Below are 16,303 nucleotides of genomic sequence, written 5' to 3' on the forward strand. Positions count from 1 at the left end.
CACGGGGACGCACAGACAGAGCGAGGGGCGCACATGACCGAGCTGTTTCAGGAACTGCTGGTCGAGGAGGCGGACGAGGAGCTCGGATGGCAGGAGCGCGCTCTGTGCGCCCAGACCGACCCCGAGTCCTTCTTTCCCGAGAAGGGCGGCTCCACCCGCGAGGCGAAGAAGGTCTGCCTCGCCTGCGAAGTCCGCTCCGAATGCCTTGAGTACGCCCTCGCCAACGACGAGCGATTCGGCATCTGGGGCGGTCTGTCCGAGCGTGAGCGCCGCAGGCTGAAAAAGGCAGCGGTCTGATATCGAACTGCGCGACCGACAGGGCAAATCAGGCAAACGGCACAGCAGACAGCACGACGGAGAACATCGCCAAGAGCACGGCACACGGTCCGCCTCCTGCACCTTCCCCGCAGGAGGCGGACCGCTGCTTTGCCAGCCGTTAGGGTGGGGCGCTGTCCAGCAGCCTCCGAGGGCACACCACCCCCGGACCCTCCCCCGTGACCCGGTCGCGGGGGACCCCCAGGCCGGAGGGCCAGTAGCGCGATGTCCCTGCACAGCCAGTCGGCGGCCTCCCAGCAGGCCCCCGCCACACCCGAGTTCCCCCGGCACGTCGTCACCGCGGTCCTCGTCGCCCACGACGGCGCCCGCTGGCTGCCCAGGACCCTCGCCGGCCTCCTCGGCCAGGAACGCCCCGCGCAGAACCACGTGGCCGCCGACACCGGCAGCGCCGACGAGTCCGCGCGACTGCTCAACCAGGCCTTCGGCGACGACCGCGTCCTGCACCTCGCCCGCCGCACCGGCTTCGGCACCGCCGTCGACGAAGCAGCCCGCACCGCCGGCACCCTGACCCCCGAGGACCTCCCGTACCTCAAGCGCCCCAGCGGGTGGGATCCCGTCAGCCGCACCTGGCGCGACGACACGTACGACCTCCCCGAGCTCCCGCACGGCGAACCCGTCCAGTGGCTGTGGCTCCTCCACGACGACAGCGCGCCCGAGCCCGACGCCCTCACCGAACTGCTCCGCGTCGCCGACGAGAACCCCGAAGCGGCCGTCATCGGCCCCAAACTGCGCGGCTGGTACGACAAGAAGCAGCTCCTCGAAGCCGGCGTCACCATCGCCCGCAGCGGCCGCCGCTGGACCGGGCTCGACCGCCGCGAACAGGACCAGGGCCAGCACGACCAGGTACGCCCCGTCCTCTCCGTCTCCACCGCCGGCATGCTGGTGCGCCGCGACGTCTACGACGCCCTCGGCGGCTTCGACAAGCGGCTGCCCCTCATGCGCGACGACGTCGACCTGTGCTGGCGCGCCCAGAGCGCCGGCCACACCGTCCTCGTCGCCCCCGACGCCGTCATGCGCCACGCCGAGGCCTCCGCCCGCGAACGCCGCACCGTCGACTGCGCCGGCCGCACCAGCGCCAGCCCGCACCGCGTGGACAAGGCCGGCGCCGTCTACACGATGCTCGCCAACAGCTCCGGCCGCGCCCTGCCGTACGTCCTGCTGCGCGTCCTGCTCGGCACCGTGCTGCGCACCCTCGCCTACCTCGTCGGCAAGGCCCCCGGCCAGGCCGTCGACGAGTTCACCGGCCTCCTCGCCACCCTGCTGCGCCCCGGCCGCCTGCTCGCCGCCCGCAAGGCCCGCCGCCGCCCCGCCGTCCCCGCGGCCGAGCTGCGCCCGCTCTTCCCGCCGCCCGGCGCCTCCCTGCGCGCCAACGCCGAACAGCTCGCCGGATACTTCGGCGACGTCCGCGCCACCGACGCCGCCCCCGCCGGCCGGCACGGCGGCGGCAGCATCCTCAACGCACCCGGCGAGGACGGCGACTACCTGGTGGCCGAAGAGCGGTTCGCGCGCCTCAAGCGGATCGCCCGCAACCCCGCCCCCGTCCTCTTCGGCCTGCTCCTGCTCGTCTCCCTCGCCGCCTGCCGCGCCCTCATCGGCGGCGGCTCCCTGATGGGCGGCGCCCTGCTCCCCGCCCCCGACAGCGGCCCCGACCTGTGGCGCGCCTACACCGGCGGCTGGCAGGCCGTCTCCACCGGATCCACCGCCGAGGCACCGCCCTACCTGGCCGTCCTCGGCGCGTTCTCCACCCTCCTCTTCGGCTCCACCCACGCCGCCCTGACCCTGCTGCTCGTCGGCTCCGTCCCGCTGGCCGGACTCACGGCGTACTTCGCCTCCCGGCCGCTCGTCGAATCCCGGCTGCTGCGCGCCTGGGCCGCCATCGCCTACGCCTTCCTGCCCGCCGTCACCGGAGCCCTCGCCGGAGGCCGCCTCGGCACCGCCGTCCTCGCCGTCCTGCTGCCGCTGACCGCCCGCTCCGCCGTCGCCGCCTTCGGGCTCGCCGACAGCGACCGCAGCAGCTGGCGCGCCGTGTGGACGTACACCCTGCTGCTGACCCTGGCCACCGCCTTCACCCCCGTCGTCTGGCCGCTCGCCGCCGTCCTCGGGACCGGCGCTCTCGTGCTCCGCCGCGCGCAGTGGAAGACGTACGGGCCGCGGCTGCTCGCCACCCTCGCCGTCCCGCTCCTCGTGCTCGCCCCCTGGTCGCTGGGCCTGCTCACGCACCCCGGCCGCTTCCTGCGCGAAGCCGGACTGCCCTACGGAACCGGCTCCGCCTCCGCCCTGGACCTGCTCGGCATCAGCCCGGGCGGCCCCGGCGCCGCCGGCGGCCTGCTGCTCCTCGGCGTCGTCCTCGCCGCGCTCGCCGCCCTGCTCCGCACCGACCGGCAGTTCGCCGTCCGCACCGCCTGGGCCACCGCCCTCGCCGCCCTGCTCCTCGCCGTCCTCCTCAACCGCGGTGCGTGGGCCGGACCGGCCACCCTCGTCTACGGGCTCGCCCTGCTGGCGGCCGCCGCACTCGGCGCCGACGGAGCCAAGGAGCGAGTCGCCGCCCGCAGCTTCGGCTGGCGCCAGCCGCTCGCCGCGCTGATCGCCCTCGTCGCCGCGGCCGCACCGCTGATCGCCGCGGCCTCCTGGCTCGTCGCCGGCGCCGACGGCCCGCTCCAGCGCCGCGACCCGGTGCAGGTGCCCGCCTTCGTCGCCGACGCGGGCGGGGACGACAACCAGACCCGCACCCTGATCCTCGACCTGGACCCGCCCGCCACCGTCTCCTACAGCCTCGTCCGAGGCTCCGGCGGCCGCCTCGGCGACGCCGAGGTCGCCGCCCGCACCGGCAGCGACCCCCGCCTCGACAAGGTCGTCTCCAACCTGGTCGCCGGCTCCGGAGCCGACCAGTCCAGCCAGCTCAGCGCCTACGCCATCCGCTTCGTCATGTTCCGCCCCGGCGGGCCCGAGGAGATCCGCCGCGTCCTCGACGCCACCCCCGGCCTCAGCCGCCGCCACCAGCAGGACGGCACGGCGCTGTGGGGCGTCGAACCCTGGCTGCCGCGCGCCGTCATCGTCTCCGGCAAGCAGGGCGAGGCCCCCATCCCGGTCGCCGCGGGCCCCGTCGAGGCCCACGGCAAGATCCCGGCCGGTGAGGCCGGCCGCGTGCTGCGCATCGCCGACCGCGCCGACGCCGGCTGGCAGGCCACCCTCGACGGCAAGCCCCTCAAGCCCAAGACCCTCGACGGCTGGGCGCAGGGCTTCGAACTGCCCGCCGCCGGCGGCCGCCTCGACCTCGTCCACGAGGACTCCCTCCTGCGCACCGGCTGGCACTGGGCGCAAGGACTCCTCGCCCTGGTGCTGCTGGTGATGGCCCTGCCCGGCCGCCGCGAGCGGCTCGACGACGACCTCCCCGAGGACGAGGCCGCCGCCGCGGCACCCACCGGGGCCCCGCCCGGCCCGGGCGAGCCGGGCGAGGGCCGCCGCGCCCGCCGGCTGCGCGCGGAGGCCGAGCCCGCCCCCGCCCCGGTGGAGGCCGCGGTGGCCGCCGACCCGTACGCGGGGATCCCGGCGCAGCCGGTCTACGGGGAGGAGACGTACGCCTACCAGGCCTACCCGGACCAGAGCGGCTACGCCTACGAGCCGCAACCGCAGCAGCCCTACCAGCAGCCCGCGGGGTACGAGCAGTACCCGTACCCGCAGCAGCAGGCCGAGCAGCAGTACCCCTACCCGTACGAGCCGTACGACCCCCACACCAGCCACGACCCCCACGCGCAGTACGACCCGCGTCCGGACGGGAGCCCCCAGCAGTGAAGCAGCGCGCACCCCTCACGCTGGCGGCCGTCACTGCGGCGCTGGCCGCCCTCACCGGCATCGCCGCCCTCACCGCCCCCGCCGCCGGGGGCACCGCGCCCGACGGCAAGGCCGCGGCCGGAGCCCGGATGCCGGTGGAACGGTCCCTCCTGGTCTGCCCGGCGCCCAGCTCCTCGGACATCGCGGACACCACGTACACGGCGTTCACCCCCGGTGCGGCCGGATCCGCCGAGGGCAAGGGCTCGGCCCGGCTGCTCGGCGCCACCAAGGACGCCAAGCCGGTGCTGGAGCCCAAGGAGGTGGGCAAGCCCTTCGGGGCCACCGCCTCCGGCGCCGACGCCCCCGCGCTCACCGGCAGCGCCGACGGGGTCCTCGCCCCCGGCTGGACCGCGCAGCTGACCACGAAGGTCTCCGTCGGCCGGGCCCGGGGCCTCCTCGGCGCCTCCTGCACGGCGCCGGGCACCGACTTCTGGTTCCCGGCCGTGAGCACCGCCAAGGGCCGCGAGGACTACCTGCACCTCACCAACCCCGACGACGCCGCGGCCGTCGTGGACATCAAGCTGTTCGGCCCGGACGGAGCGGCCAAGCCCGACGCGGGCACCAGCGAGAACATCCGGATCGACCCCAAGTCCAGCAAGTCGGTCCTGCTCTCCTCCCTGGTCCCGAACAGCCAGCTCGCGGACGCCACCGCCCACGTGACGACCCGGGCGGGCCGGGTCGGCGCCTCGGTCCAGGTCGCCGAGGAGGGCGTCGGAGCCGACTGGCTGCCGGCCGCCGCGGACCCGGCGGGCTCGCTGGTCCTGCCGGGCATCCCGGCCGACGCGGTCTCCGTCCGGCTGGTGGCCTTCGTACCCGGCGACGAGGACGCGGACCTGAAGGTCCGCCTCGCCGCTCCGGGCGGCGCCATCACCCCGGCGGGCAACGAACAGCTGCACGTCAAGGCCGGTATGACCGCGAGCGTCGACCTCAAGGACGTGACCCGCGGCGAAGCCGGCTCGCTGCTGCTGACCCCGGCGGACCCCAAGAAGGCCGCCCCGGTCGTCGCGGCGGTACGGGTGGTCCGCGGCAGCGGCGCCAAGCAGGAGCTGGGCTTCGTCCAGGCCGTCGGGCCGGTGGGCACGCGGGCGACCGCGGCCGACAACCGCCCCGAGGAGAACGCGACGGTCCTGTCGCTGACGGTGCCGGGCGACCAGGACGCGAAGGTCAAGGTGACGGCCTCACCGGGCACCGGCGGCGGGGAGGCGGCCTCCCAGGAGGTGACCGTCAAGGCGGGCACCACGCAGGTGGTGGCCGTGGCCCCGGCGGGCGGCAAGGGCTCCTACGCGCTCACCGTCGAGACCCTCTCGGGCGGCCCGGTCCACGCGGCCCGCACCCTGAACCTCCCGCACGAGGGCATCGCGATGTTCACCGTCCAGACCCTGTCCGACGACCACTCCACGGTCTCGGTCCCCAGGGCCGCCGAGGACCTGTCGGTCCTGACCCGCTGACCTGCCGACCCGCTGACCTGCCGACCCGCGCTACGGCCCGTGGACCTAGTCCTGGCCGTAGCGCGGGTCCACCGTCTCCGGCGACAGCCCCAGCAGCTCCGCCACCTGCTCCACCACGATCTCGTGGACCAGCAGGGCCTTCTCGTCCCGCGTCTTGGTACGGATCTCCACCGGCCGCCGGAAGACCACGATCCGGGCCGGCCGGCCCTCGCGCGGCTCCTGGACCCCGCCCAGCGGCACCGCCTCGTCGTTCCAGCCGGCGTCCGGTCCGCCAGGCGGCCCCGGCACGTCGCCGACCAGGAACTCCACCTCGGCCAGCTGCGGCCAGCGCCGCTCCAGCCGCTCCACGGAGTCCCGTACGAGGTCCCCGAACATCTCCGACCGGCTCGCCGACAGCGGCACCTGCGGCGGTGCCACCGGCCCGCGCATCCCGCGCCCGTGCCGGTCCCGCCGGCGCGGGCGCGGCTCGGCGGGGGCCCCGGCGGGGGGTTGGGCGGGACGGGGAGGCAGCGGGCTGTCGGTCACCCCCGCAGGGTAGCTCTCGGCACGACACGGGGGAGTGAGCGGCGGGAGAGTCGTCGCGGCCCGGTCAAGAGTGCGGTACCGTCCAACGTCGTGAGCCTTGTACGTCGTTGTTCGCGCACCGCGTGCGGCCGCCCTGCCGTCGCGACACTGACGTACGTCTACGCCGATTCGACCGCAGTTCTCGGCCCGCTCGCCACCTACGCCGAGCCCCACTGCTACGACCTGTGCGCCGAGCACTCCGAGCGCCTGACCGCCCCGCGCGGCTGGGACGTCGTCCGCCTGTCCGACGGCTCCGGGCCGTCGCGCCCCAGCGGCGACGACCTCGAAGCCCTCGCCAACGCCGTCCGCGAAGCGGCCCGCCCGCCCGAGCGCGCGGCTAAGGCCGGAGGATCCGGCTCGGGGGGCCCGGTCACCGGCGAGACCCGACGCGGACACCTGCGTGTTCTGAGATCGCCCGATTCCTGACGCTCCGTTCATCTGAAGAGCGGGTACCGGTTCAAGGTAGGTTGGCCGGACCGCACGGAACCTTCAGGAGGGCAGGCAGTGGCCGCAGATCTTTCGAACATCGTCAAGGCGTATGACGTACGCGGCGTCGTACCGGACGAGTGGGACGAGCCCCTGGCGGAGCTGTTCGGTGCCGCGTTCGTCGAGGTCACGGACGCTTCGGCGATCGTGATCGGTCATGACATGCGGCCTTCGTCGCCGGGTCTGTCGGCGGCGTTCGCACGGGGTGCGGCCGCGCGTGGTGTGGACGTGACGCTGATCGGGCTGTGCTCGACGGACCAGCTGTACTACGCGTCCGGCTCCTTGAACCTGCCGGGTGCGATGTTCACGGCCTCGCACAATCCGGCGAAGTACAACGGAATCAAGCTGTGCCGGGCGGGCGCGGCCCCGGTCGGCCAGGACACGGGTCTGTCGCAGATCCGTGAGCTGGTGGAGAAGTGGTCGGACCAGGGCGCTCCGGCGATCGCGGCGGGCACGGTCGCGGGCACGGTCACCGAGCAGGACACCCTGACCGGCTACGCCGAGCACCTGCGGGGCCTGGTCGACCTGGCCTCGATCCGCCCGCTGAAGGTGGTCGTGGACGCGGGCAACGGCATGGGCGGCCACACCGTCCCGACCGTGTTCGAGGGCCTGCCGCTGGACTTGGTCCCGATGTACTTCGAGCTGGACGGCACGTTCCCGAACCACGAGGCCAACCCCCTCGACCCGAAGAACATCGTGGACCTGCAGGCCCGTGTGCTGGCGGAGGGCGCGGACCTGGGCATCGCGTTCGACGGGGACGCGGACCGCTGCTTCATCGTGGACGAGCGCGGTGAGGGTGTTTCCCCCTCGGCGATCACCGCCCTGGTGGCGGCCCGTGAGCTGGCGCGCAACGGCGGCACCGGCACGGTGATCCACAACCTGATCACCTCCTGGTCGGTGCCCGAGGTGGTCCGGGAGAACGGCGGCACGCCGGTCCGCACCCGTGTCGGCCATTCCTTCATCAAGGAGGAGATGGCGAAGACGGGTGCGATCTTCGGTGGTGAGCACTCGGCGCACTACTACTTCAAGGACTTCTGGAACGCGGACACCGGCATGCTCGCCGCGCTCCACGTGCTGGCGGCCCTCGGCGGTCAGGACGGCCCGCTGTCGTCTCTGGTGGCCTCCTACGACCGCTACGCGGGTTCGGGTGAGATCAACTCGACGGTCGCGGACCAGGCGGCCCGCCTGGCCGCGGTCAAGGCCGCGTACGGGGCCCGCGAGGACGTCGCACTGGACGAGCTGGACGGCCTGACCGCCACCGGCGGCGACTGGTGGTTCAACGTCCGCGCCTCCAACACCGAGCCCCTGCTGCGGCTGAACGTCGAGGCCCGCGACGAGGCCACCCTGGCCAAGGTCCGCGACGAGATCCTCGCCCTGATCCGCGCCTGATGGCGGGAGGGCGGCGGGGGCTGTTCACAGCCCCCGCCGCGCATCCGGCTCCGCCGGGCGGCGCTTTCGAGTGCAGCCGAGCCACACCCAGCCCCGCCGGCGTTCGAGGCGCGGGTCCGGGCGGAGCCCGGTGCCCGGCGGAGCCGGGTTCCCCCGGGGCGGAGCCCCGCAACGGCGCCGCACCGGACCCACGTAGGGCCGCACCGCAGGTGACTCGGCGGTACGCTGACCACGGCCCACCGTCATCCCCGAAGGGAACCCGCCCCATGCCGCTCGAAGCCGGTCTTCTGGAGATCCTCGCCTGCCCCGCCTGCCACGCGCCCCTCGAGGACAAGTCGGCCGACGAGACGGCTCCCGAGCTGATCTGCACCGGCCAGGACTGCGGCCTCGCCTATCCGGTCCGTGACGGAATCCCGGTCCTCCTCGTGGACGAGGCCCGCCGCCCCGCCTGACCCCACCCGCGCCGACACCGCCGGAGGCCGCCATGCTCGACGAGTCGCTCCTCGACGCACCGGACGATCTCGCCCGCGCCGACCGGCGGGGCCTGCTCCGAGGTGCCGCCGAGGCCGGGGCCAGAGTCCGTACCGCGGCCCGGCACGCGGCCGAGGCGGGCCTCGGCGACCTGCGCCCGGACGGCCGCCCCCGCGCCGTCATGATCGCCGGTTCCGGCACCGCCGCCACCGGCGTCGCCGACCTGCTCGGCGCCCTCGCCGGAGCCTCCGCGCCCGTCATCCGCCTGGACCCCACCGGCGTCGCGCACGCCTCCGGCGCCCTGCGCTGGGCCCTGCCCGGCTGGGCCGGCTCCGTCGACCTGCTGCTCATCGCCACCACCGACGGCACCGAGCCGGGCCTCGCCGTACTCGCCGAACAGGCCTACCGGCGCGGCTGCAACGTCGTTGCCGTCGCCCCCGAGCGCTCACCGCTGAGCGAGGCCGTGGACGGCGCGCACGGGCTCCTCGTACCGATGGCCAAGGCCCCGTACCAGGAGTACGACGAGTCCGCCGCGGCCGGACCCGGCGCCCTGTGGGCCCTGCTGACGCCGCTGCTGGTGCTCCTCGACAAGGTCGGCCTGATCAGCGCCGCCCCCGACGCCCTCCAGCTCGTCGCCGACCGGCTCGACCGCACCGCCGAGCGCTGCGGGCCCGCCATCGCCACCTACTCCAACCCGGCCAAGACCCTCGCCGCCGAGCTGGCCGACACCCTCCCGCTCATCTGGAGCGAGGGCACCGGCGCCGGCCCCGCGGGCCGCCGCTTCGCCGCCACCCTCGCCGAGCTCGCCGGCCGGCCCGCACTGGCCGCGGCCCTCCCCGAGGCGCTGCCCGCCCACGGCGTGCTGCTGGCCGGATCGTTCGCCGCCGGGGCCGATCCCGAAGACTTCTTCCGCGACCGGGTCGAAGAGCCGCAGGCTCTGCGCGCCCGCATCGTCCTGCTGCGTGACCGGCCGGCAGGCGGGCTCACCGCCGCCCCCGCCGCACGCGAGCTCGCCCTCAGCCACGACACGGCCGTCAGCGAGCTCGAACCGGAGGAGGGCGTGGAGCTGGAACAGCTCGCCGAACTCCTCGCCGTCACGGATTTCGCCACCGCCTACCTGGCGTTGGCTTCCGGGGGACACAGCTGAGGTACACGTCCGTGCCCGGCTCTATCCAGGAAGACGACGATGGACCGTCTGACGAACACGATCCGCCCCTACGCCTGGGGATCGACCACCGCCATCCCCCAACTGCTCGGCGTAGAGCCCACCGGTGAGCCCCAGGCCGAGATGTGGATGGGTGCCCACCCGGGCGCCCCGTCCCGCATCGACCGCGGAGCCGGTGAGAAGGCCCTCTCGGACGTCATCGCCGCCGACCCCGAGGGCGAACTGGGCGCCGCCGCCGTCGCCAGGTTCGGCCCCCGGCTGCCCTTCCTCCTCAAACTCCTCGCCGCCGGCGCCCCCCTCTCCCTCCAGGTCCACCCCGACCTCGCCCAGGCCAAGGCCGGCTTCGAGGACGAGGAGCGGCGCGGCGTCCCGATCGACGCGGGCCACCGCAACTACAAGGACCCCAACCACAAGCCCGAGATGCTCTGCGCGCTCACCCCGTTCGACGGGCTGTGCGGCTTCCGGCCCCCGCTCCAGTCGGCCGATCTGCTCGAAGGGCTCGGGGTCGGTTCCCTCAAGCCGTACGCCGACCTGCTGCGCGCCCATCCCGAGGACGCCGCGCTGCGCGAGGTGCTCACCGCCGTACTGACCGCCGACCGCGAGCAGATGGCCCAGACCGTCACCGAGGCCGCGGCCGCCGCCGAGCGCCTGGGCGGCCCGTACGCCCCGTACGCGCACCTCGTCCACGACTACCCCGGCGACCCGGGCGTCATCGCGGCCATGCTGCTCAACCACTTCCGACTCCAGCCCGGCGAGGCGGTGTTCCTCGGCGCCGGCGTCCCGCACGCCTACATCGGCGGCCTCGGCGTCGAGGTGCTGGCCAACTCCGACAACGTGCTGCGCGCCGGACTCACCCCCAAACACGTGGACGTGCCGGAGCTCCTGAAGATCGTGGCGTTCGCGTCCGGCGACCCGCACGTGCTGCGCCCCGAGGGCGACGGCGAGGAGGTCTACGAGGCCCCCATCGACGAGTTCCGGCTCTCCCGCTTCCTCCTCGCGCCCGGTGCGGCCTCCCGCGTGCTCCCCGAGGACGCCCCGCAGATCCTGCTCTGCACGGCCGGTTCACCCCGCGTCGGCGAACTGTCCCTGACTCCCGGAGAGTCGGTCTTCGTACCGGCGGGCGAAAAGACCGAACTGTCCGGAACGGGCACCGTCTTCCGTGCCACCGTGGTGGTCTGACGCAGCGTCCGCCGCAGCAGCTGCAACAATGTGCGGCCGGAAGCCAGCGGCAAGGAAGGACACCCAGCACCCATGAGCGCGTCGGGCGGTACCAAGGCGATCGTGGCGGCACTCGCCGCCAACCTCGCCATCGCTGTAGCCAAATTCGTGGCATTCCTCTTCAGCGGCTCCTCGTCGATGCTCGCGGAAAGCGTCCACTCGCTGGCGGACTCCGGGAACCAGGGCCTGCTGCTCCTCGGCGGGAAGAAGGCCCAGCGCGAGGCGACCCCGCAACACCCCTTCGGGTACGGGCGCGAGCGCTACATCTACGCGTTCCTCGTCTCCATCGTGCTGTTCTCGGTCGGTGGCATGTTCGCCATCTACGAGGGCTACGAGAAGATCAAGCACCCGCACGCGATCGAGGCCTGGTACTGGCCCGTCGGCGTGCTCGTCTTCGCGATCATCGCCGAGTCGTTCTCGTTCCGTACCGCCATCAAGGAGTCGAACGAGATCCGCGGCAACCTGTCGTGGCGCGAGTTCATCAAGCGGGCCAAGGCGCCCGAACTGCCCGTGGTCCTGCTGGAGGACCTCGGCGCGCTCGTCGGCCTGGTGCTGGCCCTCGGCGGCGTCGGCATCGCCCTCATCACCGGCGACGGCGTCTGGGACGGCATCGGAACCCTGTGCATCGGCATCCTGCTCATCGTCATCGCGATCGTCCTCGCCGCGGAGACCAAGTCCCTGCTGCTCGGCGAGGCCGCGGGCACCGATGAGGTCGACAAGATCAACGCCGCGCTCGTCGACGGGGTCGTCGTCACCCGGGTGATCCACATGCGGACCCTGCACCTCGGCCCCGAGGAGCTGCTGGTCGCCGCCAAGATCGCCGTCGAGGGCAACGACACCGCGACGCAGGTGGCGGAAGCCATCAACGCCGCCGAGGACCGCATCCGCGCGGCCGTCCCGATCGCCCGGGTGATCTACCTGGAGCCGGACATCTACCGTCCGGACGGGGCCAAGTAACCCTCGGGCGTACGCGTACGAAGGCCCCCCCGAGCCGTTCCCGGCTCGCGGGGGCCTTCGGCGTTCCCGGCTCGGTACTCAGGCCGCGGGCCAGACCGGCGCGACCGGCTCCGGACGCCGCCGGCGCACGACCAGCGCCCAGACCCCCAGCACGCCCCCGCCCAGGAACGCGACGGCCCCGACCATCATGGCCCCGCCCGCGACCAGGAGACCCGTCGGGCGCGGGACGTCCTCGCCGATCACCGACGACTTGGGGAGAGTGCCCTGGTCGTTCTCGGGGCGAAGCGAGGAGTCGAACGAGTTCATGCGGTTGTCGCCCATCAGGAACATCCGCCCCTGGGGCACCGTCACGTCGAAGGGCACGCTCGACGGCCGCGACCGGTCCAGGATGTACGGCTCGTCCAGGGGCGCCCCGTTGAGCCTGAGCGTCGTCTCGCCCCGCCGGTACTCGATCCGGTCGCCGCCGACCGCCACCACGCGCGACAGCAGGGGCCCGTCCGGCACCCACTCCGGAACGTCGACGAGCACCACGTCCCCACGCGAAACCTCGAAGTTGCCACCGTCGGTGCCCATGGAGAACCAGGCGGTGTCGCCCGGCTCGTACGTCGGCCGCATGTTCTCGCTCGGGATGGTCCTCTTGTCGTAGACCACCTCCGAGTGCTGGTCCGTCATCGCGCCCCGGATCGCCCCGCCGAGCACCAGCAGCCCGCCGGCCACCAGCAGCACGATCGCCCAGATGCCGCGTCTGCGGCCCCGCCTGCGTTCCATCAGCCCGTCCCCCTCAGAAGCACCGTGTGAGCGGGCAGCGTACGGAACGCCGTCGGGCCCGTCACCGCCAGGGTGATGACGGGCCCGACCTGTTCAGGTGGGCTACCGGATCTCGCGCAGCACGTCCAGGATCGCCGTCTCGTCCGGAGCGCTCTGCAGGCGCTCCCGGAAGCCGCCGTCCATCAGCTTGCGCGACAGCAGCGCCAGGATCCGCAGGTGCTCGTCACCGGCCGCCGCCTCCGGCACCGAGACCATGAAGATCAGCCGGGCCTTCGTCCCGTCCAGGGCGCCCCACTCGATGCCCTCGCCGGACCGGGCGAAGCCCACCGCGGGCCGGGCCACCGCATCCGTCTTGGCGTGCGGGATCGCGATCGACTCGCCGAGGCCGGTCGTACCCTGCGCCTCGCGCGCGAGAGCGACCCGCACGAGCTCGTCCACGTCCCGGACGCTGCCGGTGGAGGCCAGCATCTGCGCCATCTCGCGGATCGCCGCCTCCTTGTCGCCGGCGGCCAGCTCCGTCCGCACCGTCTGCTCCGTCAGGTACCCGGAGAGCACCTCGGGCTGCCCGGCGGCCGGGGCGGCGGCCGCCGCCGAGGGCACGGCCTGCGCCCGTACGGCCGTCCCGCCCACACCGGCGCCCGCACCGCCGCCCACGTCGGCACCCGCGCCCACACCGGCCGGCACCGGCTCGGGGGCGAGCACCTGCGGCGCGCTCCCGCCCTCCCGGCGCTGCTTGATCTCGATCAGCGCGTTGGTGGTCAGGGCGGTGACGACCGTGCCCGCCGCGATGGCGACGAAGAACATCGCGACCCCGCTGACGGCGCCGAACAGCGAGACGATCGGACCGCCGTGCGGCACCGAGTCCTCGACCCCGGACAGGCCCGCGATGGCGCCGGCCACCGCGCCGCCGAGCATGTTCGCGGGGATGACCTGCGCCGGCCGTGCGGCAGCGAACGGAATGGCCCCTTCTGAGATGCCGAAGAAGCCCATGAACAGCGCGGCGATGCCGGTCTCCCGTTCCTGGCCGGAGTAGAGCTTGCGGCGCAGCAGCGTCGCCAGTCCCTGGCCGAGCGGCATGACCGGGATCGCGGCGGCGGCCATGCCCATGACGGCGTTGTTGGTGCCGATGAGGCCGACAGCGACGAGGAAGGCCGTCTTGTTGACCGGGCCGCCCATGTCGAAGGCGATCATCAGGCCGATCAGCGCGCCGAGCACGATCGCGCTGGAGCCGGTCATCCCGTTCAGCCAGTTGGTCAGGTGCGTGAACACCCAGGAGATGGGCCGGCCGATCACGTAGATGTAGAACAGGCCGAGCGCGACCGTGGACAGGATCGGGATCACGATGATCGGCATGATCGGCTGGACGAACTTGGGGACCTTGACCTTTTTGATCCAGACGACCAGATAGCCCGCCAGGAAGCCGGTCGCGATCGCCCCCAGGAAGCCGGCGTTGGCATCGGCCTTGTAGATGGCCGTGGCATTGGCGGCCAGGAAGCCGCCGATCATGCCGGGGACGAGCGCGGGCCGGTCACCGAGGGCGAAGGCGATGTACCCGGAGAAGATCGGCAGCATCAGCGTGAAGCCGAGGGCGCCCAGGGCGTTCACGTAGAACCAGAACGACCCCTCGTCGAAGACGATGCCCTCGGACGTCGAGCGCCCGCCGAGCGCGATCGAGACGGCCAGCAGCAGACCGCCCACCACCACGAACGGAATCATGTGCGAGACGCCGTTCATCAGCGCCTTGTACGCGGCACTGCGCTCGTGCCCGTCGCCCCCGGCCCCGCTCCAGCTCCCGCCACTGCCCGCGCCCGCGGCCGCGGCCGTACCGGCCTGCACGGGCGCGCTCTGCACGCGCTCGATCAGCTCCTCCGGCTTGTGGATGCCGTCCGCGACACCGGTGGACAGGACCCGCTTGCCCGCGAAGCGCTCGCGGTCAACCTCCTTGTCGGCGGCGACGATGACGCCGTCCGCCTCCCTGACATCGTTGTCAGTGAGCACGTTCTCGGCCCCGATCGAGCCCTGCGTCTCCACCTTCATGTCGATACCGAGGCGATCGGCGGCCTGCTGGAGCTTCTCCGCGGCCATGTAGGTGTGCGCGATCCCGGTGGGACACGCGGTGACGGCGAGCAGCTTCAGGCGCTTCCGCCCTGCCCCGGACGTCGTCTGGGAGGTGCCCCCAGCGCCCCCGCCCGCGGGCGGGCCTGCCGGACTGGTCACGTGAAAGCTCCTTACGCCGTGGGCGGCCTGCGGGATCGCACGGTCGTGCACGTGCTCCGATTCCGATCCACCGGCATCCTTCCCCCGGTGGGGGATGGATCAAAAGTCCGAAAGGCCCCGAACGGCCCGCCGGAGGACCCGAATCCCACCCGCGACTTGCCCCCGGCCCACTGGGGGACGCTGGGCCGATCGGTGTAGATTCGTCATCAGTGTCAGGCGTCGCTGCTGATGGCGGTCGGGCGGTCCTCGTGACCGGCCGAGGGGAGAGAGGGCCCCCGACGGACTGTGCTCGGTGCGCCGCTTCCTGCTCACGCACGGCAGGCGCACGGCTCAGCCGTACCCACCCTCTCGAACCATGAGGAGCAGCACCCATGGACTTCAAGGTCGCAGACCTTTCCCTCGCCGCCTTCGGCCGCAAGGAGATCACGCTGGCCGAGCACGAGATGCCGGGCCTGATGTCGATCCGCGCGGAGTACGCGGAGGCCCAGCCGCTGGCCGGCGCCCGCATCACCGGCTCCCTGCACATGACCGTGCAGACCGCCGTGCTCATCGAGACCCTCGTCGCCCTCGGCGCCGACGTCCGCTGGGCCTCCTGCAACATCTTCTCCACCCAGGACCACGCGGCCGCCGCCATCGCGGTCGGCCCGAACGGCACCCCGGAGAACCCGCAGGGCGTCCCCGTCTTCGCCTGGAAGGGCGAGACGCTGGAGGAGTACTGGTGGTGCACGGAGCAGGCTCTGACCTGGCCGAACACCCCCACCGGCGGCCCGAACATGATTCTCGACGACGGTGGTGACGCCACCCTCCTCGTCCACAAGGGCGTCGAGTTCGAGAAGGCCGGCGCGGCCCCGGACCCGTCCACCGCGGACTCCGAGGAGTACGCCTACATCCTCACGCTCCTCAACCGCACCCTCGCCGAGGCCCCGCAGAAGTGGACGCAGCTCGCGTCCGAGATCCGCGGCGTGACGGAGGAGACCACCACCGGTGTCCACCGCCTCTACGAGATGATGGCCGAGGGCAGCCTGCTCTTCCCGGCGATCAACGTGAACGATGCCGTGACGAAGTCGAAGTTCGACAACAAGTACGGCTGCCGCCACTCCCTGATCGACGGCATCAACCGGGCGACGGACGTCCTGATCGGCGGCAAGGTCGCGGTCGTGTGCGGGTACGGCGATGTCGGCAAGGGGTGTGCGGAGTCGCTGCGCGGCCAGGGCGCGCGGGTGATCGTCACGGAGATCGACCCGATCTGCGCGCTGCAGGCGGCGATGGACGGCTACCAGGTCGCCACGCTGGACGATGTGGTGGAGACGGCGGACATCTTCATCACCACGACCGGCAACAAGGACATCATCATGGCTGCGGACATGGCCAAGATGAAGCACCAGGCGATCGTGGGCAACATCGGCCACTTCGACAACGAGATCGACATGGCGGGTCTGGCGAAGATCGAGGG

At 73.1% G+C, this 16,303-nt stretch carries 13 protein-coding genes; 10 read left to right on the top strand and 3 right to left on the bottom strand.

Annotation, left to right across the window (positions count from 1 at the left end; all coding sequences use genetic code 11):
- Positions 1-33 precede the first annotated feature (33 nt).
- From ACIPUC_RS29270 to ACIPUC_RS29280, 3 genes are all read left to right on the top strand, one after another.
- Positions 34-297, top strand: a complete 264-nt coding sequence (locus tag ACIPUC_RS29270) for a WhiB family transcriptional regulator (protein WP_003983763.1) — start codon at positions 34-36, stop codon at positions 295-297.
- A 243-nt stretch (positions 298-540) separates the two neighbouring features.
- Entirely contained in the window at positions 541-4,128 is a 3,588-nt protein-coding gene (locus ACIPUC_RS29275; RefSeq protein WP_446593354.1) for a glycosyltransferase family 2 protein, read from the top strand.
- Positions 4,125-5,615: a DUF5719 family protein gene (locus tag ACIPUC_RS29280; protein WP_446593356.1), complete on the top strand. Its 1,491-nt coding sequence runs from the start codon at positions 4,125-4,127 to the stop codon at positions 5,613-5,615. Before ACIPUC_RS29275 ends, ACIPUC_RS29280 begins: the two co-directional genes overlap by 4 nt.
- A gap of 45 nt (positions 5,616-5,660) precedes the next feature.
- On the opposite strand, the gene ACIPUC_RS29285 is transcribed toward ACIPUC_RS29280, so the two are convergent.
- Entirely contained in the window at positions 5,661-6,140 is a 480-nt protein-coding gene (locus ACIPUC_RS29285; RefSeq protein ID WP_446593357.1) for a metallopeptidase family protein, read from the bottom strand.
- A gap of 90 nt (positions 6,141-6,230) precedes the next feature.
- Here ACIPUC_RS29285 and ACIPUC_RS29290 point away from each other — a divergent pair, with 90 nt between their 5' ends.
- The 6 genes from ACIPUC_RS29290 to ACIPUC_RS29315 all read left to right on the top strand — a co-directional run bounded on the left by ACIPUC_RS29290 (position 6,231) and on the right by ACIPUC_RS29315 (position 11,865).
- Entirely contained in the window at positions 6,231-6,605 is a 375-nt protein-coding gene (locus ACIPUC_RS29290; protein ID WP_446593358.1) for a DUF3499 domain-containing protein, read from the top strand.
- 78 nt (positions 6,606-6,683) lie between these two features.
- On the top strand, positions 6,684-8,054 hold the full coding sequence (locus ACIPUC_RS29295; protein ID WP_446593360.1) for a phosphomannomutase/phosphoglucomutase: 1,371 nt from the start codon (positions 6,684-6,686) through the stop codon (positions 8,052-8,054).
- A gap of 266 nt (positions 8,055-8,320) precedes the next feature.
- The gene (locus tag ACIPUC_RS29300; RefSeq protein ID WP_272258431.1) at positions 8,321-8,506 is read left to right on the top strand and encodes a Trm112 family protein; all 186 of its coding nucleotides are present in this window, start codon (positions 8,321-8,323) and stop codon (positions 8,504-8,506) included.
- 32 nt (positions 8,507-8,538) lie between these two features.
- Positions 8,539-9,672 carry an SIS domain-containing protein gene (locus ACIPUC_RS29305; RefSeq protein ID WP_446593361.1) on the top strand — a complete coding sequence of 378 codons (1,134 nt, stop codon included), beginning with the start codon at positions 8,539-8,541 and terminating at the stop codon, positions 9,670-9,672.
- Between the two features lie 39 nt (positions 9,673-9,711).
- A complete protein-coding gene (gene manA, locus ACIPUC_RS29310) occupies positions 9,712-10,869 on the top strand; it encodes a mannose-6-phosphate isomerase, class I (protein ID WP_446593363.1) in 1,158 nt (385 codons plus the stop codon).
- Positions 10,870-10,941: 72 nt separating this feature from the next.
- Positions 10,942-11,865, top strand: a complete 924-nt coding sequence (locus ACIPUC_RS29315; protein WP_446593365.1) for a cation diffusion facilitator family transporter — start codon at positions 10,942-10,944, stop codon at positions 11,863-11,865.
- Between the two features lie 78 nt (positions 11,866-11,943).
- Here ACIPUC_RS29315 and lepB read toward each other — a convergent pair whose 3' ends face one another.
- Together lepB and ACIPUC_RS29325 are read right to left on the bottom strand one after the other, a co-directional pair.
- Positions 11,944-12,633 carry a signal peptidase I gene (gene lepB, locus ACIPUC_RS29320; RefSeq protein ID WP_446593367.1) on the bottom strand — a complete coding sequence of 230 codons (690 nt, stop codon included), beginning with the start codon at positions 12,631-12,633 and terminating at the stop codon, positions 11,944-11,946.
- A 102-nt stretch (positions 12,634-12,735) separates the two neighbouring features.
- Complete coding sequence (locus ACIPUC_RS29325) at positions 12,736-14,850, bottom strand: fructose-specific PTS transporter subunit EIIC (protein WP_446593369.1); 2,115 nt, start codon at positions 14,848-14,850, stop codon at positions 12,736-12,738.
- A 371-nt stretch (positions 14,851-15,221) separates the two neighbouring features.
- Between ACIPUC_RS29325 and ACIPUC_RS29330 the strand changes: the two genes are divergently transcribed.
- The coding region (locus ACIPUC_RS29330) for an adenosylhomocysteinase (protein WP_446593371.1) at positions 15,222-16,303 on the top strand (1,082 nt) is incomplete at its 3' end.

It is taken from the genome of Streptomyces sp. LARHCF249 (genome assembly GCF_052871255.1).

Coding starts and splice junctions, on each gene's coding strand:
- ACIPUC_RS29270 (WP_003983763.1), top strand. CDS start 34: ATGACCGAGCTGTTTCAGGAACTGCTGGTCGAGGAGGCGGACGAGGAG.
- ACIPUC_RS29315 (WP_446593365.1), top strand. CDS start 10,942: ATGAGCGCGTCGGGCGGTACCAAGGCGATCGTGGCGGCACTCGCCGCC.
- ACIPUC_RS29275 (WP_446593354.1), top strand. CDS start 541: ATGTCCCTGCACAGCCAGTCGGCGGCCTCCCAGCAGGCCCCCGCCACA.
- ACIPUC_RS29300 (WP_272258431.1), top strand. CDS start 8,321: ATGCCGCTCGAAGCCGGTCTTCTGGAGATCCTCGCCTGCCCCGCCTGC.
- ACIPUC_RS29305 (WP_446593361.1), top strand. CDS start 8,539: ATGCTCGACGAGTCGCTCCTCGACGCACCGGACGATCTCGCCCGCGCC.
- lepB (WP_446593367.1), bottom strand. CDS start 12,633: ATGGAACGCAGGCGGGGCCGCAGACGCGGCATCTGGGCGATCGTGCTG.
- manA (WP_446593363.1), top strand. CDS start 9,712: ATGGACCGTCTGACGAACACGATCCGCCCCTACGCCTGGGGATCGACC.